The 25,384-nt window shown below is 67.5% G+C and carries 22 protein-coding genes and 1 pseudogene; 12 read left to right on the top strand and 11 right to left on the bottom strand.

Annotation, left to right across the window (positions count from 1 at the left end; all coding sequences use genetic code 11):
* Window positions 1-58 precede the first annotated feature (58 nt).
* The 5 genes from QM714_RS16525 to QM714_RS16545 form a co-directional block, all read right to left on the bottom strand.
* A complete protein-coding gene (locus QM714_RS16525; protein WP_415102433.1) occupies window positions 59-1,102 on the bottom strand; it encodes an ABC transporter ATP-binding protein in 1,044 nt (347 codons plus the stop codon).
* Window positions 1,102-2,016: an ABC transporter permease gene (locus QM714_RS16530; protein WP_415102434.1), complete on the bottom strand. Its 915-nt coding sequence runs from the start codon at window positions 2,014-2,016 to the stop codon at window positions 1,102-1,104. The genes QM714_RS16525 and QM714_RS16530 overlap by 1 nt, the downstream gene beginning before the upstream one ends.
* Window positions 2,013-2,939, bottom strand: coding sequence for an ABC transporter permease (locus QM714_RS16535; RefSeq protein ID WP_415102435.1), 927 nt, complete (start codon window positions 2,937-2,939; stop codon window positions 2,013-2,015). Before QM714_RS16535 ends, QM714_RS16530 begins: the two co-directional genes overlap by 4 nt.
* 69 nt (window positions 2,940-3,008) lie before the next feature.
* Window positions 3,009-4,232 (bottom strand): acyl-CoA dehydrogenase family protein, encoded by a 1,224-nt coding sequence (locus QM714_RS16540; protein ID WP_415102436.1) that lies wholly within the window; start codon window positions 4,230-4,232, stop codon window positions 3,009-3,011.
* A gap of 111 nt (window positions 4,233-4,343) precedes the next feature.
* Entirely contained in the window at window positions 4,344-5,954 is a 1,611-nt protein-coding gene (locus QM714_RS16545; protein ID WP_415102437.1) for an ABC transporter substrate-binding protein, read from the bottom strand.
* A gap of 334 nt (window positions 5,955-6,288) precedes the next feature.
* Here QM714_RS16545 and QM714_RS16550 point away from each other — a divergent pair, with 334 nt between their 5' ends.
* Window positions 6,289-7,962 (top strand): thiamine pyrophosphate-binding protein, encoded by a 1,674-nt coding sequence (locus QM714_RS16550; protein WP_415102438.1) that lies wholly within the window; start codon window positions 6,289-6,291, stop codon window positions 7,960-7,962.
* Between the two features lie 187 nt (window positions 7,963-8,149).
* On the opposite strand, the gene QM714_RS16555 is transcribed toward QM714_RS16550, so the two are convergent.
* Window positions 8,150-9,745 carry a hydantoinase B/oxoprolinase family protein gene (locus QM714_RS16555; protein WP_415102439.1) on the bottom strand — a complete coding sequence of 532 codons (1,596 nt, stop codon included), beginning with the start codon at window positions 9,743-9,745 and terminating at the stop codon, window positions 8,150-8,152.
* Between the two features lie 6 nt (window positions 9,746-9,751).
* Window positions 9,752-11,755, bottom strand: coding sequence for a hydantoinase/oxoprolinase family protein (locus QM714_RS16560; protein WP_415102440.1), 2,004 nt, complete (start codon window positions 11,753-11,755; stop codon window positions 9,752-9,754).
* A gap of 343 nt (window positions 11,756-12,098) precedes the next feature.
* Here QM714_RS16560 and QM714_RS16565 point away from each other — a divergent pair, with 343 nt between their 5' ends.
* The 6 genes from QM714_RS16565 to QM714_RS16590 all read left to right on the top strand — a co-directional run bounded on the left by QM714_RS16565 (window position 12,099) and on the right by QM714_RS16590 (window position 16,864).
* Window positions 12,099-12,908 (top strand): methyltransferase domain-containing protein, encoded by an 810-nt coding sequence (locus tag QM714_RS16565; RefSeq protein WP_415102441.1) that lies wholly within the window; start codon window positions 12,099-12,101, stop codon window positions 12,906-12,908.
* The gene (locus QM714_RS16570; RefSeq protein WP_415102442.1) at window positions 12,905-13,291 is read left to right on the top strand and encodes a VOC family protein; all 387 of its coding nucleotides are present in this window, start codon (window positions 12,905-12,907) and stop codon (window positions 13,289-13,291) included. The genes QM714_RS16565 and QM714_RS16570 overlap by 4 nt, the downstream gene beginning before the upstream one ends.
* An 89-nt stretch (window positions 13,292-13,380) precedes the next feature.
* Window positions 13,381-14,622 carry an NAD(P)/FAD-dependent oxidoreductase gene (locus tag QM714_RS16575; protein WP_415102443.1) on the top strand — a complete coding sequence of 414 codons (1,242 nt, stop codon included), beginning with the start codon at window positions 13,381-13,383 and terminating at the stop codon, window positions 14,620-14,622.
* A gap of 34 nt (window positions 14,623-14,656) precedes the next feature.
* Window positions 14,657-14,971 (top strand): TusE/DsrC/DsvC family sulfur relay protein, encoded by a 315-nt coding sequence (locus QM714_RS16580; protein ID WP_415102444.1) that lies wholly within the window; start codon window positions 14,657-14,659, stop codon window positions 14,969-14,971.
* A gap of 63 nt (window positions 14,972-15,034) precedes the next feature.
* Window positions 15,035-15,562, top strand: coding sequence for a DsrE/DsrF/DrsH-like family protein (locus tag QM714_RS16585; RefSeq protein ID WP_415102445.1), 528 nt, complete (start codon window positions 15,035-15,037; stop codon window positions 15,560-15,562).
* A gap of 636 nt (window positions 15,563-16,198) precedes the next feature.
* Complete coding sequence (locus QM714_RS16590) at window positions 16,199-16,864, top strand: hypothetical protein (RefSeq protein ID WP_415102446.1); 666 nt, start codon at window positions 16,199-16,201, stop codon at window positions 16,862-16,864.
* A gap of 16 nt (window positions 16,865-16,880) precedes the next feature.
* Here QM714_RS16590 and QM714_RS16595 read toward each other — a convergent pair whose 3' ends face one another.
* On the bottom strand, window positions 16,881-17,537 hold the full coding sequence (locus tag QM714_RS16595) for a TetR/AcrR family transcriptional regulator (RefSeq protein ID WP_415102447.1): 657 nt from the start codon (window positions 17,535-17,537) through the stop codon (window positions 16,881-16,883).
* Window positions 17,538-17,854: 317 nt separating this feature from the next.
* Between QM714_RS16595 and QM714_RS16600 the strand changes: the two genes are divergently transcribed.
* Window positions 17,855-18,475, top strand: a complete 621-nt coding sequence (locus QM714_RS16600) for a nucleotidyltransferase domain-containing protein (protein ID WP_415102448.1) — start codon at window positions 17,855-17,857, stop codon at window positions 18,473-18,475.
* A gap of 127 nt (window positions 18,476-18,602) precedes the next feature.
* On the top strand, window positions 18,603-20,072 hold the full coding sequence (gene miaB, locus QM714_RS16605; RefSeq protein ID WP_415102449.1) for a tRNA (N6-isopentenyl adenosine(37)-C2)-methylthiotransferase MiaB: 1,470 nt from the start codon (window positions 18,603-18,605) through the stop codon (window positions 20,070-20,072).
* Window positions 20,073-20,140: 68 nt separating this feature from the next.
* On the opposite strand, the gene QM714_RS16610 is transcribed toward miaB, so the two are convergent.
* Together QM714_RS16610 and QM714_RS16615 are read right to left on the bottom strand one after the other, a co-directional pair.
* On the bottom strand, window positions 20,141-20,608 hold the full coding sequence (locus QM714_RS16610; RefSeq protein ID WP_415102450.1) for an NUDIX domain-containing protein: 468 nt from the start codon (window positions 20,606-20,608) through the stop codon (window positions 20,141-20,143).
* 20 nt (window positions 20,609-20,628) lie between these two features.
* Entirely contained in the window at window positions 20,629-20,832 is a 204-nt protein-coding gene (locus QM714_RS16615) for an antitoxin (RefSeq protein WP_415102451.1), read from the bottom strand.
* A gap of 74 nt (window positions 20,833-20,906) precedes the next feature.
* Here QM714_RS16615 and miaA point away from each other — a divergent pair, with 74 nt between their 5' ends.
* The 3 genes and pseudogenes from miaA to QM714_RS16630 all read left to right on the top strand — a co-directional run.
* Window positions 20,907-21,830, top strand: coding sequence for a tRNA (adenosine(37)-N6)-dimethylallyltransferase MiaA (gene miaA / locus QM714_RS16620; RefSeq protein ID WP_415102452.1), 924 nt, complete (start codon window positions 20,907-20,909; stop codon window positions 21,828-21,830).
* Between the two features lie 38 nt (window positions 21,831-21,868).
* Window positions 21,869-22,684 (top strand): diaminopimelate epimerase, encoded by an 816-nt coding sequence (gene dapF, locus QM714_RS16625; protein ID WP_415102453.1) that lies wholly within the window; start codon window positions 21,869-21,871, stop codon window positions 22,682-22,684.
* A gap of 35 nt (window positions 22,685-22,719) precedes the next feature.
* Window positions 22,720-22,860 (top strand): annotated as a pseudogene (locus tag QM714_RS16630) (SDR family NAD(P)-dependent oxidoreductase); the annotation flags it as partial.
* A gap of 57 nt (window positions 22,861-22,917) precedes the next feature.
* Here QM714_RS16630 and QM714_RS16635 read toward each other — a convergent pair.
* On the bottom strand, window positions 22,918-25,383 hold the full coding sequence (locus QM714_RS16635; RefSeq protein ID WP_415102454.1) for a GcvT family protein: 2,466 nt from the start codon (window positions 25,381-25,383) through the stop codon (window positions 22,918-22,920).
* Window position 25,384: the final 1 nt, after the last annotated feature.

The raw sequence follows: 25,384 nt of genomic DNA on the forward strand, positions 1-25,384 counted from the left end.
CTGCCTTCCGCGCCCGAACATGCCGGCGCGGCCGATGTGGTAGTCGACGGATACGCCGTCAACCTCGACTAGTGAGCGATTGCTCATCGATCCAGCCTCCCTCCTCGGTCCCGAAGCAGCGCGAGAACGCCCCTTCGCCAGGCCGCGGCACGAGACGCGGCACCTCCCTGCCGCAGCGCTCGGTGCGGAACGCGCAGCGCTCGTAGAACGCGCAGCGGGTGTGACCCGCGGACGCCGGGGGAGGCGAGCCAGGTAGCGCAGCCAGACGGGTTCCGGAATCCCGATCGAGCCGGGGGAGCGCGTCGATGAGCGCCCGGGTGTAGGGGTTCCACGGGTGCGTGAACACCTGGTCGATGCTGCCGGTCTCCACCACCTGACCTCCGTACATGATCGCGAGGTCATCACAGAGGCTTGCCGCGACACCGAGGTCGTGCGTGATCCACAGGCAGGCGACGCCGGTCTTGTCCTTCAGCCCGTGCACGAGTTCGAGGATCTGTGCCTGGATCGTGACGTCGAGTGCGGTCGTCGGCTCGTCGGCGACGAGGAGTTCCGGCTCGCAGGCGAGCGCCATCGCAATCACGATACGCTGACGCATGCCGCCGGAGAACTCGTGCGGATACTGCTTCAGACGCATCCGCGGGTTCGAGATGCCCATCATGTCGAGCAATTCCGCTGCGCGGTCGTCGGCCTCTCTGCCCGTGGAGATTCCGTGCGCCCGGAGCGACTCCTTGATCTGCATGCCGATGGTCAGCACGGGGTTCAGCGTCGTCATCGGATCCTGGAACACGAAGCCGATACGGGCTCCGCGCACCTTCCGCATCTGTGCCTCGCTCTTCGTGAGCAGTTCTTCGCCTGCGAGCCGGATCGAGCCATTCGCGACCCTGGCACCCCTCGGCAAGAGCCCTATTGTGCTGAGCGCGGTCATCGTCTTCCCGGAGCCCGACTCACCGATAAGGCCCAGCACCTTGCCTCGCTGGATGGCGAAGCTGACGTTGTCGAGCAGCCGGACGGTGCGGTCCATCATGCCGACCTCGACCGTCAGAGCCTCGATCTCGAGCGCGGCGGCGGTCGGTGCGCTCGTCGGAATGATCTCCGCGTCCATCAGACCTTCCCCTGCCGAAGGGTGCCGCGGGGGTCGAGCACTTCGCGGAGCCAGTCGCCGAGGAGATTCGCGCCGATCACCAACAAGAAGATCGCGATGCCAGGTAGGACCGACAGCCAGGGGTCCGAGGTCAGATGCACCTGGCCGTCGGCAATGATGCCGCCCAGGCTGGGCTGCGGTGAGGGGACGCCGAGGCCTAGGAAGCTCAGCGCCGCCTCGAACAGCACGACATTCGCCGCAGCGAAGCTCGCGAGCACGATGAGTTGGCCGCTCACGTTGGGCAGCACGTGCATGACAGCGGTGCGGATTCTCGTAGACCCGATGGAACGGGCTGCCTCGATGTACTCCTGATTCTTGATGGCGAGTGTCTGCGATCTCACGACGCGGGCGTAGAGCACCCAGGTGGTGATTGAGAGCGTCGCGATAAGTGTGCCGACCCCCGGTCCGATGGTCCCGACAACGAGGAGCACGAGGAGGATCTGGGGGAACGCCAGCTGCACGTCGACCAGCCGCATCACGATCGAGTCGAAGAGACCGCCCCAGAAGCCGGCGACGAGACCCAGCGCCGTTCCGATGAAGGTGGATATGAGCACGGTCGCCACGACGATGACGAGGGAAACTCGGATGCCGTCGGCGAGCCGTGCGAGCAGGTCGCGGCCCAGGGCGTCGGTGCCGAAGGGGTGCGCCCAGGAGCCGCCGGCCCAGACCGGGGGAGCGAGACGTTGCGTGAGGTCCTGGTAGTAGGGGTCGCTCGCAAAGATCGGGACAATGCAGGCAAACGCAAGCACCAAGACAATGCTCGCGAGACCGACAATCCCCTGCGGGCTGCGGAACAGAGAACGCAGCGCATCACCCCGGGGCGCTCCAGCGGTCGGCAATGTCTCGACAGCCTCGGCTCTGGGCACGTCGGTCATGATTGCGCCCCTAGCTTGATGCGCGGGTCGAGCCAGGTGTAGCTGATGTCGACGACTAGGTTCACGAGGGTCACCACGATCGCCGCATAGATGGCGATGGCCTGCGTCACGGCGTAGTCGTTCTGCATGATCGAGTTGAACAGGAGTCGCCCGACGCCCGGCACGGAGAATACCTGCTCGATCACGACGGTGCTGGTGATGAGCACGCTCAGTTGCACGCCGAGCACGGTGACGACCGGCAGTAGGCTGCTGCGGAACGCATGACGGATGAAGATGCGGAAATCTCCCACGCCCTGCGCCTTCGCCGTGCGGATGTAGTCCTGGGAGAGGACCTCGATCATCTCCGATCTGACCACGCGCGCGAATTGGTTGGCGCTGTTCGCGCTGAGGGCGAGGACGGGGAGAACCAACTGCGGCACGGTGCCGTACCCACCGGCTGGCAGCCACCTGAGGGAGACCGAGAAGATGAGGATCAGGAGGATTGCGAGCCAGAACGCCGGGAGCGCCTGCCCGAGCATCGACCAACTCATGATCGTGCTGTCGACCCAGCTGCCCTTGTATACCGCTGAGAGGATGCCCAGCGCGACCCCGACGACGAGGGAGAGCACGAGCGCGAGAATCACGATGGTGAAGGTGATCGGGGCGGCCCGAGCGACGACGTCGATCACCGGCATCCCATAGACCCGCGAGGTGCCGAGTTGGCCGGTCAGCACCCGCCCGAGGAAGGTGAGGAACTGGTCCCACCACGGTTGGTCGTAGCCGAGGGTGTGCCGGAGTTGCTCGATGTCGCCGGAGCTCATGTTGCTCGACACGTACGGCGAGACGGGGTCGCTCACCAAGCGCTGGATGACGAAGACCGTGGTGACAACGCCGAGGATCACGAGGATCGACGAGAGCAATCGCCGCAAGATTGCGATGAACAACTGCGCTCCTCCGCTTGGTCGACGTTGTCCGCGCCGGGGGCTTTGGCGGGTCGGCAGGCTATGCCACTGCTAGCTTGTCCAACTCACCTCGGGCTCCTCGCCTTTGAGGGCCCAGGCGCCGATCTGCTTGACGCGGATGTCGATGACATCCTGAAGCGTCAGGGTTCGGACATTGCGCCAGAACCGATCGTAACGATAGGCGTTCGAGGTCGACTGGCCGCCGAGGAACTTCTGCATGTCGGCTGTGAACTCAAGCACCGCGTTGCTGACGGCAACCTTGGCACGACTTCCCGCGAGCGCGGCCTCAGCCCTGGTGCCGAGCCCTTCCGCGAAGTAGGCGGTCACGTGCCGGACTGCCTCCATGAGCAGCGCTTCAGCAGCGGCGAGGCGAACGGCGTGCAGACCGAGCTGATAGCTGATCGAGTTGTCCTCGAGCGCTCCCTTGTACATCGAGCGGTTCTGCAGGAAGTCGCTGACGACGTCGAGTGCACCGAGGCCGATGCCGAGCATGATCGGCGCGAGCGCAAACGGCGCGACGACGCCGGTCGGGTCGTTGGGGTTCTTGTTGAACCCGCCGTTCGGCGGGGCCCAGTGGTAGCCGTCGGGAACGAACACGTCGTGGTAGGTGACCGAGCCACTTGAGGAGGCCCGTTGACCCATGTTGTCCCAGTCGTCGTGCACCTCCACCCCGGGGCTCTGCATGTCGACGAGGACGTTGTGACCACCGCCGTCCATGACGCTGCTGTAGCCCTCCATCAGGCCGAACGAGTGGGCGTACCGAGAGCCGGCACAACCGGTTGCGAAGTACTTCGTCCCGCTGATGACCACGCCACCCTCCACGCGCCGGATCGGGACGCGGAAGTCGTACCGCTTCGAGTAGCGCTCGGCGGACGGCGCGCAGAACCGGGCCCCGTTCTCGCGTACCTCGCGGGCGAGCTCTTGGCGCACCTCCATTGGCAGCGGCGAGGACTCGCCGGTCAGCATCACGGAGAGGTCCCTGCTGAAGATCCAGATCTGCGCGGTGGACGGCTCGCCGGCACCGAGGTGCTTGAGCAGCTGGACGGTCGTAGGGATGTCGTCGATCGGATTGTCGGAGGCGTTACCTCCGACGCTCCTGGGCAGCTGGAGCTTGCGCAGCGCCGACTCGCCTATGAGCTGCATGTTCTCCTCGGGATACGTCCCCCGGCGGTCCACCTCGCCCGCGGTCTCCTCGAACCTCTGGCGGAGTTCGCGTGCGGCCGTCAAGTACTCCGGCTGGATGTCCTTCTCGTGGATTGCCGAGCTGTGCCACATATCGAGCGATTCCTTTCAGAGTGGATCGGTAGGAGCGCCGGGGCACGCTCCTCGTCTCGTGATCGGAGAACGGCAATCACGAGACGAGGGCGTGCGTCCCGACGGGCGTTGTCAGGCGAAGGTGACCTTCGTGAGGTCTTGCGACATGTCCGGGTTCCCGACGAAGTTCTTCACGTCGGCGGCGAGCCCGTAGAGCATCGGGATCTGATATAGCCACGCCGCGGGCGCGGCGTCGTGAAGGAAGCTCAGGCAGTCCTGCACGAGCTTCGCGCGCTTTGCGTCGTCCTTCGTGCTCAGCGTCTTGGCGACCAGCGCGTCGTAGTCCGGATCGGACATCACCTTCGTGAAGCTTCCCGTGGTCCACAGACCGATGCAGTATTCCGGCATCATCGACGGTTCCATGCTGATGTTCATGAAGTAGAGCGGAGCGCCAGTCGCGTTGCGGAACTTATCGAGCCACTCCGTGGCAGGCAGCGCGGTCCAGTTCACCGTGATGTCGACCTCGCCGAGCATCTGCACGATGGCGGCGCACACGTCGTCGTCGCCCGGGGTGCGGCCCGAGGTCGACTCCATGTCGATCTTGAACCCGTTCGGGTAGCCGGCGTCGGCGAGCAGCTGCTTGGCCTTGTCCTGGTCGAACGGGTAGGCGGAGACGTTGTCGTTGAAGAACGCCGTGCCGGGGGTTGCGAGCTGGCCCGGAGTCGGCTCGGTCGTGTCGAGGAGGATGCTCGATGTGATCAGCTCGGTGTTGATCGCATAGCTCACGGCCTGCCGGACCCGCTCGTCGTTCAGTGGCGACTTCTGCACGTACTTGCCGAGCAGCAGCGCCTGGTACTGGCCGAGCAGCGTCGAGTACGCCTGGAACTTGTCGTTGTCCTTGAGGGAGCCCCAGTTGTCGGGGGAGAGGGGGAACACAATATCGGCGCGACCGCTCTCCAGCGCGGTGCGGCGGGCGCCCTCGTTCTCTATGCTGAGCCAGGTGATCTCGTCGAGGTTCTCGACCTTCGTGTCGCCCCAGTAGTCGGGGTTGGGCTCGAGGGTGAGGTGGTCGTTCGGCTCGAACGACTTCACTCGCATGGGGCCGGAGCCGATGCCCTTGCCGTCCATGCCCCAGCCGGCCTTCTCCGCGTATACCGGCGGGACGAGGAAGAGGAAGCAGAGCGCGCTGAAACAGGTGATGTTCGGTGCGAGCATGTGGAAGGTCACCGTGTGGTCGTCCACGATCGTCACCTTGGAGAACACCGAGGAGAAGGTGCCGATGAGGGCCGGGTTGTTCTTGGGGTCCACCTGGCTGTCGAAGCTGTACTTGACCGCCGTCGCATCGACGGGCTCGCCGTTGCTGAAAGTCGCCGCGGGGTTGAGCTTCAGGGTCAGGGTCGTCAGGTCGTCGTTGAACTCCCACTCGGTGGCGACGTTGGGCAAGAAGCCGCCTTCGTTGTTGGGGGTGATGAGGCGGTCGTAGACGTGGATGAGGGAACTACGGCTCGTCGAGGAAGCGTCGACCCGGGGGTCGGTGGATGGCGCGAGCTGACCGATGCCGATGGTGAGCGTGCGCTTCGCGGTTTCCTTGCCGTCGCCGCCGGCCTCGGAGTTGAGGCCGCAGCTGGTGAGCGTGGCGATGGTGGGAACCGCCAGTGCGCCGGCGACGAACATCCGCCGGCTCATCTGCAGCCCATCGCTGGAACCCAGGCTTGCCGACTGGTTGAGCAGGATCTTGTTCAACTGACTCTCCTTGATCGTTCCAAACGTCGTCGTGGAATCGGGGTGCTGCCAGTGGATAGGCGCACGGATTGGTGGATGCTCCGATCCGTGTCGGCGTGCAATGTGCGGGTTGTCGATGAAGTTAGCAACGAGATCCATCGCTCACTGATGTTGCGCGGACGGCTTCGGCGGCGATTCCGGTGTGGAATTCACCACCGCTTGGTGCGCCGTGCGGCCGAAACTCTCGGCCGCATGTCGGCTACACCGCGCCGGCGTGTTTGGTGGCGATTCCTCCACCCGAGCGGGGTCACACTTCCGGGAGGCGTCATGAAGACTCTCGGATGAAGGAGATCCGATGCCGCACCGCCTCACAACAGATGAGCCCGTCCCCGCAGCCGAGGCCAAGCTGGCCCGATCGCGCGGGATCGACCCGATGAACGCCGGCCATGCCGTACTCGCCGTGATCGCCGGTTACGGCGTCGACACCGTCTTCGGCATCCCCGGCACACACAACCTGGAGTTCTACCGGCACGTCGGACGCCTCGGCATCCGCCCGATCACCACTCGCCACGAACAGGGGGCGGGCTACGCGGCCGAGGCCTGGGCACGGCGGACCGGTCTGCCCGGCGTCGTGATCACGACCTCCGGGCCCGGGCTGCTGAACGTGCTCTCCGCTGCCGGAACGGCGTTCTGCGAGTCCCGCCCGATGATCGTCCTCGCCCCCGGCGCCCCCAGAGGCGAGGAGTTCAACGACAGCGGGGTGCTGCACGAGACCAAGGGCCAGCTCGCTGCAGCCGAGGCGGTCTTCGCGCAAGCGACCAGGGCCACCTCTGCGCAGGAGGCCGTCGACGCCGTCCACGGCGCTTTCGCGCTGTTCCGCACCGGTCGGCCACGACCTGTGTACATCGAGATGCCGCTGGACGTGCTGCAGAGCCGGGCCGACCTGGCGACCGGTTCGCTTGAACCCCGACCGGCACCAGGGCCGACCCCGGCAGACGCCGACGCGGTGGATGAGGCGGCCCGCCTTCTGAGCGCGGCGCAGCGCCCCCTTATCGTTGCCGGTGGGGGCAGTCTCGCCGCTGGGGACACCTTGCGGGAGCTCGCCGAACGGCTGGGCGCGCCGATCGCCACGACCCTGAACGGCAAGGGCGTCGTCCCCGAGTCGCATCCGCACTCGCTCGGCGCGGAGATGCGGTTGCGGAACGTGCAGGAGCTCGCCGAAGATGCCGACGTGCTCCTAGTGGTTGGCGCGAAGATCGGCCGACAGGAGCTCTGGGGCCACAGCATCTCGCCGCGCGGTGCGGTGATTCGCATCGACGTCCTCGCGTCCCAGCTAGACAAGAACCTCCCTGCCACCGTCGGGCTCGTGGGGCATGCGGAACGGGTGACCGAGCAGCTGCGTGACGCGCTTGCGACTCTTGTCACCGAGCCGAGGGCTCCGCACCTCGACCTCGCGAAGCTGAGGACGTCGCTGGTCCGGGTATCCGCCGACTTCGCGCCCGTGGAGGACCGCCTAGCCGCCCGGATCGTCCGGATGTTGCCGGAAGGCAGCATCGTCACCGGCGACGCCTCGCAGGTGAGCTATTTCGGCATGGCGTATCGCTTCGCACCAGAGCGGCCGAGCGCATTCCTCTCGACTCCGACGTACGCGACCCTCGGCTACGGCCTCCCCGCCGCCATCGGCGCCAAAGTCGCCAGCCCCGAGGCAACCGTTGTCAGCGTCCTCGGCGACGGCGCGCTGATGTTCGCGCTGCAGGAGTTCCAGACCGCCGTCGAGCAAGGGCTGGACCTGACGGTGGTCTGTGTCGACAACGGCGGCTACAAGGAGATCCGCGAGAACGAGGCGGCGCGCGGCATCGCGCCGGTTGCCGTCGACCTCGCCCAGCCCGACTGGGCGGCGCTGATGGATGCCTTCGGCGGACGTGGCCTTCGCGTCCCTCGCGCTGAAGATCTGGAGGCGGTGCTCGCGGAGGCGATCTCAGCCCCGGGAGTGAACTTGGTTCACGTGCCGCTCGGGCTGTTCGTCTGATGGGCCGCTCCGGATCACGCGGCGTCTAACACGTACTCAGAAGCCTATGGGTCTGCTGCGCGGCGCCCACCGGCGCTCCGCTGCGTTGCGAAATCTCGCGAGCAACCCGGTATGGCCGCGAGTCCGCTGCCTTGCGGAGCATCACGGGTGCGCCGCTCGCGACGGCCTCGACTTCCCCAACACGTTCTCAGACTGGCGTCGGCTCGCCGTATCCGCCACCGCCCCCGGTCTCGATCACGATCTGGTCGCCCTCGTTCAGGATCCGCTCGTACATCACCGGGAGCCGCTCCTCACTGCCGTCGGCGCGTTTGATGAGGTGGGATCCGGGGGCGCCGGATCCGCCGCCGAAGATGCCGTCGGGCCCGATCATCTGGCGGTCGCTGTAACCGGAGATCTGCACGCCGTCTCGAGTGGCGCGGTAGGTGCGTCGTACGCCGTAGCCGCCTCGATTCCTGCCGGCACCTGCTGAATCGCGGCGGAGCGAATACTCGTCGATCTCGAAGTGGCTGTAGTCCAGCTCCAAGGCTTCGATCGGGGCATTCGCGCAGTTCGAGATCGGGTTGTCCAAGCCGTCCGCGCCACTGTGCTCGGCGCATCCGCCCCATCCGTGGCCGATCAGTTCGACCACCACCTCGTAGGCGCCATCGCGCTTCAGGCTGCTCAGTGAAACTGCTGTCGAAGTGTCGAAGCCGGTCGCGACCGCGCGCTTGGGCATCGCCTGGCCGAGGGCCTTCACCACGCCGTTGAAGACTCGCGAGGCCGGCGTCAGGCGGGAGCGCACCGGCGCGGGGAACTTTGGGTTCAGCACGCTGCCGTGAGGCACGACGAAGGTCAGCGCTCGGTTGCAGCCCTCGTTGAAATCGATGTCGGTGTCGTCGAGCATGCAGCGGACCCCGGACTGAGCTGCCGAGATCGTCGACGCCAGCGGGCAGTTCAGCGGCTTGTCGATCTGATCGCCCGTCCCGGTAAAGTCGACAACGAGCTGGTCGTCGGCCACCGTCACGGTCACTGCGATCTCGACCATCGCAGCGTCTCCGCCTCGCTGGAAGACCTCGGTCGCCGAGTAGACCCCGTCGGGAATGCGCCGGATCGAGGCTCGGGTCCGCCGGTCAGAGTAGTCCTTGAGGTGTTCCATGACCGCGAGGACCTTCGCGCGGCCGAACTTGTCCACGATCTCGCGCAGCCGGTTCGCCGCCGTGTTGTTCGCGGCGAACTGGGCACGGAGGTCGCCGAGGACCGAGTCGGGTGTGCGTACGTTGGCCGCGATGAAACGCCGAACGAACCCGTTCGGTGAGTCGAAGTCGCGCGAAACGGAGAAGCGGCTCATCGGGAAGCGGATGCCCTCCTGGAAGAGCTCCTTCGCGTTGGCGGTGAGGCCCGCGTGCGCACCACCGAGGTCCACGTGGTGGGCAGTGTTGCCCGCGAAGCCGATGTGGACCCCGTCGCTGTCGAACAGAGGGGAGAACAGGTAGACGTCCTGCAGATGCTGGCCACCCGCGTAGGGATCGTTCATGATGAACGCGTCGTCTGGGGTCAGGTCGTCCAGTTCGCCGAGTTCGCCGATCGCCCGGAAGGCGAGTGAGATGCCCGCGGTCATGATCGGGATGCACTCCGCTTGGGCTACTACCTCGCCCTTGGTGTCCGTCACGGCGACCGCGAAGTCGCGCATCTCGCGCACAATCGACGAGAATGCGCTGCGGCGCAGATTCACCGACATCTCACGCACGGCTGCGTCCAGCCCCGATTTGATCACGCTGAAGTCGGCGATCCCCACTTCGGTCACCCCGGATCAGCCCCTTTCAAGAGTCAGGTTGGCCAGCTCGTCGACCTGCAGTGTCCAGCCGCTCGGTACGAAGGTCGTCGAGGTCGGCTCGGTGACGATCACCGGGCCTCGGTAGCTCTCGCCGGTCGCCAACTCAGCGCGGTCGAAGAGCAGGGCCGCACGGCTCTCGCCACCTTCGAACACCGTGATTCGACGCCCCGGCGGCCTCGTATCCCCGACCTGGGCGACTATCCGAGGCTTGGCGGGGTTCACGATTCGCACGGTGAGCCGAATCGTGACGATCTGCACCGCGCGGTCGCGGTCGGCGTGACCGTAGCGGGCGGCGTGGTGGTCGTTGAACCGCACCAGCATCTCGTTGACAGACGCATCCGGGTGGGGCATTTCGACCGCGATCTCGAAGCCCTGCCCCCGATAGCGCATGTCGGCGATGTAGCTCAGATCGCCGTCGGCGATGTCGAGGCCGTACGCCTCCAGGTCGGCGGCGGCCCGCTCGAAGAGGTGACCCGCCGGTTCGGCAAGGTCCCCGCCCTCTTCGCTTTGCACGAACCAGGTTTGGGAGTATTCCCGCTTGAAGTCGGCGGCGAGCAGTCCGAAGGCGGAGGCGATCCCGGCGTTCGGCGGCACGATCACGCGCCGCATCTTGAGATCCTCCGCGACCTTCGCCGCGTGCAGCGGGCCGGCCCCTCCGTAGGCGAAGAGGTCGAACTCGGTCGGGTCGATTCCGCGCTCCGTGGTGGCGATCCGCACCGCGTTCGCCATGTTCACGTTGACAAGTGTGTAGACGTCCTCGAGCAGATCAGGCACTGGGCGGCCCGTTCGCTCCGCGAGCTCTGCGAGCCGCGTCCACGCTCCTTCAGGGTGCAAACGCTCGCTGCCGCCCAGGAACATTTCTGGACGGAGGAACTCGCGCATGATGTCGATGTCGGTCACGGTGATTCGCTCGCCGCCCCGTCCGTAGCTGATCGGGCCAGGGTCCGCGCCCGCCGACTCCGGGCCGACGTTGAGCAGACCCCACTGGTCGACGTCGACGATGCTCCCCCCGCCGGCTCCGACGGCGACGATGTCGACGTGCGCGACGTTGATGGGGAGGCCGCCGTCGCGCAGCTGGGTGGCCATTTCAGCGCTGCCCTGCCGCACCACGGCGACATCGGTGCTGGTGCCGCCCATGTCCATGGTCACGATGTCTCCGATGCCCTTCGCGCCGGCGACCTCGATAGCGCCAGCGACGCCCGCGGCGGGGCCGGAGCGCAGCATCGAGATCGGAGCGTTCGCCGCGGTGCGGGCAGGCACGATGCCGCCGTTGGAGAGCATCACGTACATGGTCTCGACACCGAACTCGCCCAGGCGCTGCTCCAGTCGCTCCAGGTAGCCGGCGATCCGAGGCTTGAGGAATGCGTCGGCGATCGTGGTCGTTGCCCGTTCGAACTCGCGGAACTCCGCGGAGACGGCACTAGAGCGCGATACCGGGATGCCTGGCGCGATCTCCTCGATCAGCCGGGCAACCGCATCCTCGTTCTCGGTGTTCGCGTATGAGTGCAACGTGCTGACCGCGAACGACTCGGCACCGGCCTCCGCCAGTTCGCGGATCGCGGCCCTGGCCCGCTGCTCGTCGAGGTGTCGGCTGATCTTGCCCCGGGCGGTCACCCGTTCCACAACACCGCGGATCATCTCGCGCCCGGTCAGGGGCTGGGGCACGACGACGCCGAGGTCGTACATCTCCTCGCGATCTTGCCGCTGGAGGAAGGGGACGTCCTCGAAGCCGGCGGTGGTGAGGAAGCCCACCCTGGCACCCTTACGCTCGATCAGGGCGTTGGTGGCGACGGTGGAACCGTGGTAGAGCACCGCGCCCCGGAGGAGTTCGGGGCCAAGGCCACGCAGGCCGTCAACGACCGCCTCGGAGGGGTCGAGCGGCGTCGAGAACACCTTGTGGGTGGCGAGAAGGCCGCCCTGGTCGTCGAAGACGATCAGATCGGTGAACGTCCCCCCGCACTCGACACCGACCCGGTTCATCCTCCGATGATCCCTTCCTCGTTCGCCGTCTCACGACACCGTTGCGCGCCCGCTTCGTCGGCGCAGTGGTTGCGATGCTATTCGGCGGCGGATGATGGGTGGGGGCCCGAACGGTGGTGATTCAGCCACTCATCGAGGCAAGAGAGGGGCGTGCGGCACAACCCCCGGTGGAGGTCGGCGGGACACCCCATCGCAGCGGGTGACATGCACCACCTCACGGCCGACATCCGTCTGGTCTCACCACAGAGGCGTCCGGTCGTAGCCGATCGGTCGAGAATCTTGACATCAAGATGAATCCCGGCCAGTCTGTGGGTATCTTGATGTCAAGATATCTAGGAGGGATATGGCGCCCGACACTCGCCACACCTGGGACCCGGACCGCTACCTGACCTTCGCCGATGAGCGATCACGACCGTTCCGCGAGCTGCTCGTCCGGGTGGATGCCGAGCATCCCCGCGCCGTGGTCGACCTCGGCTGCGGCACGGGTGACCTCACTGCCCTGCTTGCGCAGCGCTGGCCGGACGCCGACGTGCTCGGCGTCGACAGCAGTGCGGAGATGGTCACTCGAGCCACCGCGAGCGGACGCCTGCGCTTCGAGGTCGGCGACCTGCGCGCGTGGGTGAACGGGCCGAGTGAGCCGGTCGACGTGCTGATCTCCAATGCGACCCTGCAGTGGCTCCCCGACCACCTCGACCTGCTGCCGCAGCTGGTCGAGAAGGTCACGCCCGGCGGCTGGTTCGCGTGCGGAGTCCCGGGCAACCTCGACGAGCCGAGCCACACCATCCGTCGCGACCTCGCCGCGCAGGCGCCGTACGCCCAGCACACCCGCGACGTGGCAGTGCCAGCCAGCCACCCGCCGGAGACCTACCTCGACCGCCTCGCCGGGCTGGGCCTGCGCGCGGATGTCTGGGAGACCACTTACCTCCACGTGCTCGGCGGTGACGACCCGGTGTTCACCTGGGTGTCCGCCACCGGTGCGCGACCCACGCTGCAAGCACTCCCGTGTGGACTGCGCGAACAGTTCGAGGCCGAGTTCCGGTCGCGGCTGCGCGCGGCCTACCCGGCTCGCGACTTCGGAGTGGTGCTGCCCTTCCGGCGCATCTTCATGGTGGCCCAGCGCCCCTTCGGCACGGACGCGGGAGGATCGCGATGAGGCTCCATCACGTCCAGGTCGCCATGCCGCGCGGTGGCGAGGCCGCCGCCCGGCGGTTCTACGCCGACGGACTCGGCCTGACCGAGGTGGTCAAGCCGGAGGCCCTGCGGTCCCGGGGCGGCGCCTGGTTCAGGGCGTACGACGACAGGGGCCGCGTCGTTACCGAGATCCACGTCGGCGTCGAGGACCCGTTCGTGCCGGCCCGCAAGGCCCATCCTGCTGTTGTGGTGGACGCCGTCGAGGAGCTGGACGGACTGGCCGCCCGGCTCGACGAGCTCGGCTTCCTGGTCGACTGGAGTGAGCGGCACACGCTGCCGCCTCACCAGCGTTTCCACACCTTCGACGGTCACGGCAACCGAGTCGAGGTGTTGGCAGAGCCCTGACGGAGACGCCCAGTTAGGGCGCCCTGCGTGATGGAGCAGACAGGCGCGAACCCTGGTGGATGAGATACCCCCGGGGGTACACCAGAAGTATGAACCCACTAGCTCCGAAGTCACTGTTGGTCCTCGGCGCAGGCACAGCCGGGACCATCGTCGCCAACAAGATCCACAAGCGGCTGCCGGACTGGAAGGTCACCGTCGTCGATCGCAACGACGTGCATGACTACCAGCCGGGCTACCTGTTCATCCCGTTCGGCGTGAACCGCCCCGACCAGATCCGCAAGAGCCGGCGCACCTTCCTGGCCGACGGCGTCGAGGTCGTCACCGGTGAGATCGACCTGGTCGACCCCGAGGGACAGTCGGTGCGCCTGGTCGACGGGCGCACGCTCGACTACGACTACCTGGTCATCGCCACCGGCACCACGCCCCGGCCGGACCAGACCGAGGGGATGCTGGGACCCGAATGGCACCGGAGTGTTACGGAGTTCTACACCTACGACGGCGCGCTGGCGACCCGCGACGCACTCGAGCGGTTCACCGAGGGCCGGCTGGTCGTGCACATCACCGAGATGCCGATCAAGTGCCCGGTCGCGCCGCTGGAGTTCACCTTCCTCGCCGACGACTACTTCACCGGACGCGGCATCCGCGATCGGGTCGAGATCGTCTATGTGACTCCGCTGGACGGTGCGTTCACCAAGCCGGTGGCCAGCCGCGAGCTCGGCCACGCGTTAGCGGACCGCGGCGTGAAGCTGGAGACCGACTTCATGATCGAGGCGGTCGACCAGGAGGCCAAGCTGATCCGCTCCTACGACGAGCGCGAGATCAGCTACGACCTGCTCGTGACCATTCCGCTCAACATGGGCGCGGACTTCGTCGGTCGGTCCGGCCTCGGTGACGAGCTCAACTACGTCCCGGTCGACAAGCACACGATGCAGTCGACGGCCTACGACACCATCTTCGCTCTGGGTGACGCCGCCAACCTGCCGACCTCCAAGGCCGGCTCGGTCGCCCACTTCTCCATCGACGTGTGGACGGAGAACTTCCTCGAACTCGCTGCCGGGAAGCCGATGACGCACGCCTTCGACGGGCACGCGAACTGCTTCGTCGAATCCGGCAACGGCAAGGCGCTGCTGCTCGACTTCAACTACGACACCGAGCCCCTGACCGGGACCTTCCCGCTGCCCAAGGTAGGCCCGATGACCCTGCTCAAGGAGTCCCGGACCAACCACCTCGGCAAGCTCGCCTTCCGCCACCTCTACTGGCACGCGCTGCTGCCAGGTCGGCCGATCCCGCTGCCGGCGGACATGCAGATGGCCGGCAAGCACGCCGAGTGAACCCACCAGCCGAACCTCACGAAGGAGAATCATCATGGCCACCACCACGATCGCCGGGACGACGTACGACGTCAACGACGAAGGCTTCCTGACCGACCCCGGCGCTTGGAGCGAGGAGCTCGGCTCCGAGCTGGCCAAGCTGATCGGCATCGAGATGACCGAAGCGCACTGGCAGGCGATCCACTTCCTGCGTGAGGACTACGCCGCCATGGGCGAGACGCCCACCCTGCGTCGGGTCAGCACCCAGACCGGGATCGGCGTCAAGGAGCTGTTCACGCTCTTCCCCGGCAAGCCCGCCAAGAAGATGGCCTACGTCGCCGGGCTGCCCAAGCCCAAGGGCTGCGTCTGAGCCAGCCACGCCCGACCCACCAGCTACGGCAGGGCTCGCCGTACCTCTCACCAGGAGACCACCATGACCACCACCCAGATCGTCCCGTCGTTCGACGACGACGTCGCCACCGACCGCAAGCTCGCGATCATCTGCTCCAAGGGCAACCTCGACATGGCCTACCCCGGGCTCATCTTGGCCAACGCTGCCCTCGGTGAAGGCATCGAGACGCACCTGTTCTTCACCTTCTGGGGCTTCGACATGATCAACAAGTTGACCATGGACGACTTGAAGTTCTCCTACCTCGGCAACACCGCCATGCACCCACCGGGCATGTTCGGGGTGTCCATGCCGCAGGGGATGGCCGGCATGCCCGGCGTCACGGCGATGACCACGAAGATGATGAAGAAGCAGATCGCCGACCTCGACGTGCCGGAGGTCCCGGAGTTCCTCGAGCTCATCACCGCCTCCGGCGGCCACCTGTGGGCGTGCCGGATGTCCGCGGACATGATGAAGCTGCACGAGGAGGACCTCTACGACGGCGTCGAGGGCATCATCTCTGCCTCCGACTTCATCGAGCTCACCGACGGGGCCCAGTTGTTGTTCATCTGACCCGTCACCTTGACCTGAGGAACTGGTGGGTTCTTCCAGGCCCGGCGCCCCCCGACTCACGGGGGGCGCCGGTGTGTTCTTGGCGAACCTAACAGTCTGCGATCCGACTTGATCCGGATCCGCGGGCCCGCCAGACCAGTGTGTCAGTGGCGTCTTTGGTGAAGGTCTTGTGAGGCTTGCCCCCAAGTCGTAGACAGCTGACCAATCCACCGCGCACACTGCCTGGAGCGAGTGGCTGCCCGTTCACCGCGCTCGCGTGGAATGACACGGCATCGCGGACGTGGCTTCGACGCGAGGACGCCACTATCGACTACAACTCTGGGGGAGACGTTGATGATCCGAACGACTAGACCCGGACCCACCGAGGCTCATCCAGTGCGCACGACGGTTTGGCTCCGGTTACGTAGTCGACATGTCCCGGCCAGCCAGACTGGGTCCTCGCTAGACGCACTGCCTTGGTGTGCATCTGGTGACGCTCGTGAAAACGCCCACCGGATTGGGGGCAAGCGATCCAGTTGGTCCGTCCTGCTCGTGGCGTCTGTCTGCCCGCCTCTGTTCCTGCTCGCCGGATGCGGCGACGCGCAACCTGGCGCCGCGGTAGAACCGCAGGGGTCTGCCGCTAGCCACGAGACTGAAGTGACGGCGAACGCCATTCAGCGCCAGATCTGGGGTAATGAGGCCGAGAAGGAGGCTGCGCACTATCTCGGCTGGCGAGCAATGACTGACCCGATCGCAGACTGTATGGCCGATCGAGGGATGGACTATTACAGACGCTTCGAACCCGTTTGGGGTGGCTACCAACCTGACGGTCTCGGGGATACGTGGACTGCGCCACACCATCTGAAGCAGTCCGATCGAGGCCTCGCGCAAGCGGAGGTGCTGCCAGCAGCGGTTGACGAACCCGAGGCACCCGATTGGGTCATGACGGATCGATACCGCTCTGCAGCGATGGATTGTGAGGGCGAGATGGGTGATCCCAGTCGATGGGATTCGCCGCCCGGCGTTGCTGAGCTGGATGACGAGTACGACAGCCTTCTGGCTGATGTCGAAGACGGGTTGGGTGACGTCGAGGAGTACGACAAATGCATGGCGGACGAGGGCATCAGGTTCGGCGAGGAGGACGCGGACTGTCGAGCGGACAAGTACGCCGAGGGACTGGCCATCCTGGCCCCGCGACTGACTGAGTTCGAGCAGGAGCACGCTGCGGACCTGGCTGCAACACAGGATGAGTGGGCCAAGATCCTCAAGCAGGCGATCGCGCTGGGCTTCGACCCCGCCCATCCGGCGGTTGTCACGCGATAGCCCTCCGATCGCCGGGTTAGGACTCGCTGCGGGCCCGGGGTGGCAGCTCGGTGACCAGCAGCGGGTCGTGCTCGAGCCGGGAGAGGCCATACCAGGTCAGGTTGACCACGTGCGTGGCGAGAGTACGGCGGTCCGGTGCGTCGGTGTCCAGCCACCAGCGGCCCACCTGGGTGACGGCGCCGGCCAGCATCTGGGCATACATCGGCACCGTCTTCAGGTCCATCCGTTCCCGGGCGAACACGGCCCGGATCGGGTCCTCGACCCGGGTAGCCAGATCGCCCACGATCGACTGGTGACAGGCGACGTCGGCACCGACGGGGGCGTCGCGGACCAGGATCCGGAATCCGGCCGGCCGCTCCTCGACGTACTGCAGCACCGACAGGGTGGCCTGCTCCAGGAGCTGTCGTGCCGAACTGCCGACCAGGGCCCGCTGCACCGTGGCGACGAGGTCGTTGATCTCCCGCTCGACAACGACGGTGTAGAGCCCCTCCTTGCCACCGAAGTGCTCGTAGACGACCGGCTTCGACACATCCGCGCGGGAGGCGATCTCCTCGATCGAGGTGCCACCGAATCCGCGCTCGGCGAACACCTCGCGCGCCACGTCGAGGAGTTGCTCTCGGCGCGCGGCAGCGGTCATCCGGCTGCGCACGGGAGGCTTGGCGGAGGCGCTCACGGGCTCCTCGTTCTGAGATGACGATCTGGGTGGTGGCTCCGGCGTCACCGGCGCCGCTCCCGGAGGCGATGCCGCGAATCCGATAGAGCCTAGCCTTGTCCCCTTTGCCCCCTGATGCAAGGTCGGTGGGCGGACTTGTGGCGGATGGGGCGCCATCAATGCCGATCGGCGATCCGCCGGCGCCAGGCGAGCGCCGAGAGCACCGAGCCTTCGAACGCCACGACCACATCCCCCACCCTGCCATGGCGCGCCAGGGATCTCCCCAGTCCCCGAGTGGGCCGGCCGCCGGGCGGCAACCGCCCGGCATACTGCGCCAGGTGAGCGACGACGGCCTTGGCTCGTGGGACCCTCTGTCACTGGGTGAGGTGTCGGCCGTGATGGGTGGCGTCGACTGTCCCTGGTGGGTCGCAGGCGGGTGGGCAATCGACCTACACATCGGGCGCATGACGCGCGACCATGACGACAAGGATGTTCTCCTTCTTCGCGAGGACCATCTACGCGTTCAGCGGCACCTATCAGGCTGGGACCTGTATGCCGCTGACCCGCCCGGTTCGCTGCGCCGATGGTTGCCCGGAGAAGTGCTTCCGTTCGGTGTGCACGACATCTGGTGCCGTCGCTCGCGCACGGCGCCATGGAGCCTCCAACTCATGCTGAACGAGACTGAGAACGGCGCATGGGTCTATCGGCGCGACTCCCGCATCCGCCGCCCCATCGTGGAGTTGCTGGGTCCAGCGAGCACGCCACTACTGCCGGTGCTCTCACCGGAGATTCAACTTCTCTACAAGAGCGAGGCCCCGCGCGCCAAAGACGAGCTGGACTTCGAGTCGGTCATCCCAGCGTTGGACGGAGAACAACGCGCATGGCTGGCACGGGCACTCGCCACGGTCTCGCCCGGCCACCCATGGCTCGACGTTCTGCGCAGTCCTGGCGCGACATAGTGCGACGCGCGACAATCCGTCGCGTTGGTGGAAGTTGTTGGCGAGGATTGCCCGCCACACGGACGCTGGCTCCAACTCACCCGCGTGATTCGCATCGGGTGTTCACCAGACGTAGCCTTTGTCTTTGATGAATCCACACGCCCCACCCCGCACCTACCAGGTCCGCACGTACGGCTGTCAGATGAACGTGCACGACTCCGAGCGGCTCAGTGGGGTGTTGGAGGAGGCGGGCTACGTCGCCGCGCCCGCTGGTGAGCAGGCCGACGTGGTCGTGTTCAACACCTGCGCGGTGCGGGAGAACGCCGACAACCGGCTCTACGGCAACCTCGGCCACCTGGCGCCGGTGAAGGCGAAGCGACCGGGGATGCAGATCGCGGTCGGTGGCTGCCTGGCGCAGAAGGATCGCGACCAGGTCACTCGGAAGGCGCCCTGGGTCGACGTCGTCTTCGGGACCCACAACATCGGCTCGCTGCCGGTGCTGCTCGAGCGGGCCCGGGTGCAGGAGGAGGCGCAGGTCGAGATCCTGGAGTCGCTCGAGGTGTTCCCCTCGACGCTCCCGACCCGGCGCGAGTCGGCGTACGCCGCCTGGGTCTCGGTCTCCGTCGGCTGCAACAACACCTGCACGTTCTGCATCGTGCCGAGCCTGCGCGGCAAGGAGAAGGACCGTCGGCCCGGCGAGATCCTCGCCGAGATCGAGGCGCTGGTCGCGGAGGGGGTCACCGAGATCACGCTGCTGGGGCAGAACGTCAACTCCTACGGGGTGGAGTTCGGTGATCGGCAGGCCTTCTCCAAGCTGCTCCGCTCCTGTGGGGATGTCGAGGGTCTGGAGCGGGTGCGGTTCACCTCGCCGCATCCGGCGGAGTTCACCGACGACGTGATCGAGGCGATGGCCGAGACGCCGAACGTGATGCACCAGTTGCACATGCCGCTGCAGTCGGGGTCGGACGCGGTGCTCAAGGCGATGCGGCGCTCCTACCGGCGAGCGAAGTATCTCGGCATCATCGATCGGGTCCGCGCGGCGATGCCCGATGCTGCGATCACCACCGACATCATCGTCGGCTTCCCCGGTGAGACCGAGGAGGACTTCCAGGCCACCTTGGACGTGGTGCGGGAAGCGCGGTTCTCCGGCGCCTTCACCTTCCAGTACTCCAAGCGTCCCGGCACCCCTGCCGCCACCTTGGCCGACCAGGTTCCGCACGAGGTCGTCCAGGAGCGCTACGAGCGGCTGGTGGCCCTGGTCGACGACATCGCCTGGGAGGAGAACAAGCGGCTGATCGGCACCCAGGTCGAGCTGATGGTCGCCGAAGGTGAGGGTCGCAAGGACTCCGCCACTCATCGGCTCTCCGGCCGTGGCCCCGACAACCGGCTGGTGCACTTCACCCCTGCCGAGGACGGGGTCGGCGACCCGGTCCGGCCCGGCGACATGGTCACCGTCGAGGTCACCTACGCCGCGCCGCACCATCTGGTCGCCGATGGGCCGGTCCTCGCCATACGTCGTACTCGTGCCGGGGATGCTTGGGCCGCCCGCACCGTCGCCCCGACGACGTCGGTCGGCCTCGGGATGCCCACCGTCGGCGTCCCGGCCGCACCCCGTTAGCTGGTGCCGATTCGGACCAGATTGGGGGCCCTCGCCTGACCCAGTCTCAACCCCCAATCGGGACCGTACTAGCGCTCCGTGAAGCCAAACGTGGTGTACGGCGGTGCGGTGCCGGCGACCACGAAGCCGAGGGCGAAGAGCTCATGTGGGACCACAGGGTCAGGGAGCGCGGCCAGGGGGAACCAGCGCAGGTCGGCGCACTTCGCGGGCTCCCGGATCACCGGGGTGCCAGACCAGGAGCGAGCAGTGAAGAAGAAGTCGATCCGCTCGTCGATCGCGGCCCCGCGCTGGGTGCGCTGCATCGAGGTCAGGAAGTCCAGCGCCACCCCGGTGAGGCCGATCTCCTCGTCGGCCTCCCGGTGGGCGGCGTCGTGGGCGGTCTCGCCCTTCTCCACGTGACCGGCAGCGGCAGCGGCCCAATGCTCGTCCATGTAGCCGGTGTGCTGTCGCAGCTGCAGCAGCACCTCGGTCCCGCGCTCACCCTCGCGGAGGAGGAAGACGTAGGCCGCGGGGACGACGACGAAGCGCCCCTCCAACGACTGGCCCGACGGCTCGGTCAGGAGATGTCGTCGTTCTTGCCGTCGAGGCCGTCGAGCGCGTCCTTGGCCTTGTCGACACCCTGCTCGATCTGGCCGTCGAACTTGCCGCCGGTCTTCTCCTCGACGAGGTCGGCGGCCTTGTCCAGGCCCTCGGAGATCTTGTCACCCTGACTGTCGACCAGGTCGCTGACCTTGTCCTTGGCGTCGTCCAGGAACCCCATGACCACTCCTTCGCACGTTCTCGGTAGGGCGGCGGTCGCCTGCTGGCAACGCCGCACCCTGAGAGACTACCCCCGTGTCCACGCCGCCGATCGTCGCTGTCGTCGGCCCGACCGCTTCCGGCAAGACCGACCTGTCCCTAGACCTGGCGGACCGGCTCGACGGCGAGATCGTCAACACCGACGCGATGGCCGTCTATCGGGGCATGGACATCGGCACCGCCAAGCCGGCCGTCGCCGCGCGCCGCGGCGTACCCCACCACTTGCTCGACCTGCTCGACCCCGACCAGCCGCTCACCGTCGCGGAGTTCCAGGGCTGGGCGCGCACCGCCATCGCCGCGATCCGCGGTCGCGGCCGCACACCGATCTTGGTGGGCGGCTCGGCGCTCTACACCAGGGCGATTCTCGACCGCTTCGAGTTCCCCGGCACCGATCCGGAGGTACGCCGTCGGCTCGAGGCCGAGCTTGCCGCGACCGGGCCGGCCGCGCTGCACACGCGGCTGCGCGAGCGCGATCCGGTTGCGGCCGAGCAGATCCGTCCCGACAACGGTCGCCGGATCGTCCGGGCGTTGGAGATCGTCGAGATCACCGGCCGTTCGTTCACCGCGACGCTGCCCCGGTTGGAGTACGTCGACCCGCTCACCCTCCAGGTGGGCGTCGAGATCGACCGACCAACCCTGGACAGTCGGATCGAGGAGCGCGTCGCGACGATGTTCGAGGCCGGGCTGGTCGACGAGGTCCGCGGGCTGCTCCCCGGGTTGGCGGAGGGGCGGACGGCGCGGGAGGCGATCGGCTACAAGCAGGTGCTGGCCCATCTGCGCGGCGAGATCACCCTGGCCGAAGCGCGCGATCAGACGGTGCGTGCGACCAGACGGTTCGCGCGGCGCCAGGGATCCTGGTTCGGCAAGGACCCGCGCATCGTCTGGGCGCCGTACGACGCCCGCGACCGCGCTGAGCTGGCTATGGCCGCAGTGAGCGAGATGCTGTCTAGTGCGCTTTGATCCGGCTCGAAGGACCGACCCGATGAGAGACTGGGCCGGTGAGCTACCCGTTCGTCAAGGGCCACGGCACGGAGAACGACTTCGTGCTGCTCCCGGATCGTGACGGCTCAGTGCATGGCGACCTCTCGTCGAGCCGGGTGCGCGCGCTGTGCGACCGTCGCGCGGGGATCGGAGGCGATGGCGTGATCCGGGTGATCCGGACGGCGGCCGTGCCGGGATTGCCGGCGAGCGGTGCGGAGTGGTTCATGGACTACCGCAACGCCGACGGCTCGCTGTCGGAGATGTGCGGCAACGGCATCCGGGTGCTCGCCCGGCATCTGGTCGACGCCGGGCTGGCGCCGGCCGGTGACCTCCTGATCGCGACCCGGGACGGGGACAAGGCTGTCCACGTCGACGGCGCCGCGATCACGGTCGACCTTGGCGCGCCTACGGTGCTCGGTGCGACCACGATCAGGGTGGGAGAGCGCAGCTGGCAGGCTCAGCACGTCTCGACGGGCAACCCCCATGCCGTCGCCTTCGTCGATGACCTCGCCGATGCAGGCGCGCTGGTGGTCGAGCCGGGCTTCGATCCGGCGGAGTATCCCGACGGTGTCAACGTGGAGTTCGTCGTACGCCGCGGCCCGCGGCATGTCGCGATGCGCGTGCACGAGCGCGGCTCCGGTGAGACCCGTTCCTGCGGCACCGGTGCGTGCGCGGTGATGGTCGCCTCGGCCGTCGCGGACGGCGTCGGCCCCGGATCGACGTACCGCGTCGACGTCCCTGGCGGCGAACTGTCGGTCACCTGGACCGAGGGCGACCGGCTGTTGCTCACCGGGCCGGCGGTGCTGGTCGCCGAGGGCCAGACCGACCTCTGACGGCCCCGGCACGGACGCGGCCTGTGCTCGCGACCATGGATCTCACGGGAGCATCGGCGGTCGTCACCGGAGGCGCGTCAGGCATCTGCGCGGCTGTCGCGCGAGCACTCACCGAGCGCGGTGCGCGAGTCGTGGTGGCCGACCTGCAGGAGGACAAGGGCAGCGCGCTGGCCGATGAGCTCGGTGGGCTCTTCCTTGTGGGTGCTGAGTGCCGCAGACCCGCGGGAGTTGGGTCAGTCGCGCACCCGAGCCGAGGTGGGGTCGTACATCGGCCGCAGCGAGACCTCGGCGGCGTGCTGGACGCCCGCGACGTCGACGGTCCAGTCGCCCTCGGCGAGCCAGGCCGGCGTGACCGGTTCGCCGCCGCCGGAGACGAAGGCGAGGCCGACGGATGCGCCGAGGGTCCAGCCGTACGACGCCGCGCGGACGTAGCCGACCGGCACACCGGAGCGATAGACCACCTCCGCGTGATGGAGCAGCGGGTCGGGATCGGTGAGCCGGATCTGCACCAGCCGTTGCGACATCCCACCGGCAGCCTTGTTGGCCTCTCGGCGCGCGAGCACGGCGGCTTTGCCGACGAACTCCTTGTCCCAGTCGAGGGCGAAGCCGAGGCCCACCTCCAAGGGACAGTCGGTGTTGTCGATGTCGTGGCCGTAGTCGCGGTAGGCCTTCTCCATCCGCAGCGACGACAGCGCCTTGAGGCCGACCGGCCGCAGCCCGTGCGGGGCGCCGGCGTCGGACAGGGCGTCGTACACCTTCAGCGCTGCGTCAGCCGGCACATAGAGCTCGTAGCCCAGCTCGCCCAGGTAGGTGATTCGAGCACAGAGCAACTCGACTCCGGCCACCTCGATCCGACGGGCGGTGCGGAAGGGGAACGCCTCGGTGGAGAGGTCGGCGGAGGTCAGGCTCGCCAGCACCTCGCGAGAGAGCGGGCCCTGCGGGTTGAGCTGGGCGTAGTCGGCGGTGACGTCCCGCACGTCGAGGCCACCGCGGATCAACAGGTCGTGGACCGCGCCATGAGCGGTGTCGGAGGCGACCACGAAGAAGTCCCCGTCCTCGGTGAACGTGACGGTGATGTCGGCCAGGATCCGACCGTCGTCGTTCAGCATCTGGGTGTAGGTGATCCGCCCCCGCTCGGCGGTCACCGGGCCCGCGCACAGCCGCGAGAGCACCTCCTCGGCCGACTCGGTGGGCCCGGACCCGACCGCGAACTTCGCCATGAAGCTCATGTCCATCAGCCCGACACCCTCGCGGACGGCGCGATGCTCGACCTTCCAGTGCTCGAACCACGGGGCACGACCCCAGGTCGGCTCCGCCTCGGGCGCTACGCCGACTCCGGCGAACCAGTCGGCGCCTTCCCAGCCGGACACCTCGCGCAGGTAGCCGCCCTGTGCGACCAGCCTCTCGTGGACGGGGGAGAGCAGCGCCTCGCGGGCGGTGTGGAGCTGCTTGCCGGGGGTGTGCGCGGCATAGACGGTGCCGAGGATCTCGGTGGTCCGTGCCGCGCGGTAGTCGTCGTCGGCCTGATAGGCCTGGAAGCGGCGTACGTCGAAGCCGGTCACGTCGACATCGGGCCGACCGGCGGTGATCCACTCCGCCAGCACCCGGCCGAGACCGCCGGCGGACAGCACGCCGACGGAGTTCATCCCGGCGGCCACGAAGTAGCCACGCAGGCCCGGCGCCTCGCCGACAGCCGGGGCGAGGTCCGGAGTGAACGACTCCGGCCCACAGAAGAACGTCCGCACACCCACCTCGAGGGTGATCGGCACCCGCGACATCGCCGTCTCGAGGAACGGGGTCATCCGGTCCCAGTCGGGCTGCAGGGTGCCGAAGGAGAAGTCGGCGGGGATGCCCTCGACCCGCCACGCCGCGGCGCGCGGCTCGAAGAGGCCGACCATCATGCCGCCGCCCTCCTCGCGGTAGTAGCCGTGAGACGACGGATCCTCGAAGATCGGCCCGTTGGGGTCGATCCCCTCGATGGTGTCGGTGATCAGGTAGTAGTGCTCGGCCGCCTGGTTGGGGATCACCAGCCCGCTCCGCGCCGCGAGCTCCCGGGCCCACATGCCGGTGCAGTTGACGACGTACTCGCACTCGATCTCGCCGCTCTCGGTCCGCACGCCGGTCACCTGGGGCACCCGATCGTCGGAGAGGAGGACGTCGGTCACCCGGACGCTTTCGATCACCCGCGCGCCGAGCTGCCGCGCACCCTTCGCCAGCGCCGTGGTGAGGTCGACCGGGTTGACCCGGCCGTCGCCGGGGACGTGGAAGCCGGCGACCAGGTCGTCGGTCTTCGCCCACGGGAAGAGCGCCGACATCTCGGCGGGAGAGACCTCCTCGACCTCCAACCCGAGGTAGCGCTGGAACGCGGCGACGCGGCGATACTCCTCCAGCCGGTCGGTGTCGGCCGCGGCTTCGATCAGGCCGACCGGCCGGAAGCCGGTGGACTGCCCGGTCTCCTCTTCGAGGCGGGCGTAGAGGTCGCGCGAGTAGAGCCGGATCCCGGTGTTGGTCTCCGAGGTCGAACCGAAGCAGGTCATCAGCCCCGCCGCATGCCAGGTCGTCCCGGACGTCAGCCGATCTCGCTCCAGCACCACCACGTCGGTCCAGCCGGCATGGGCGAGGTGGTAGGCGACCGAGCAGCCGATCACCCCTCCTCCGATGACGACGACGCGGGCACGGGCAGGGAGTTCGACAGTCACG

The sequence above is a fragment of the Nocardioides sp. genome, assembly GCF_047602075.1.
Taxonomy (GTDB): domain Bacteria; phylum Actinomycetota; class Actinomycetes; order Propionibacteriales; family Nocardioidaceae; genus Nocardioides.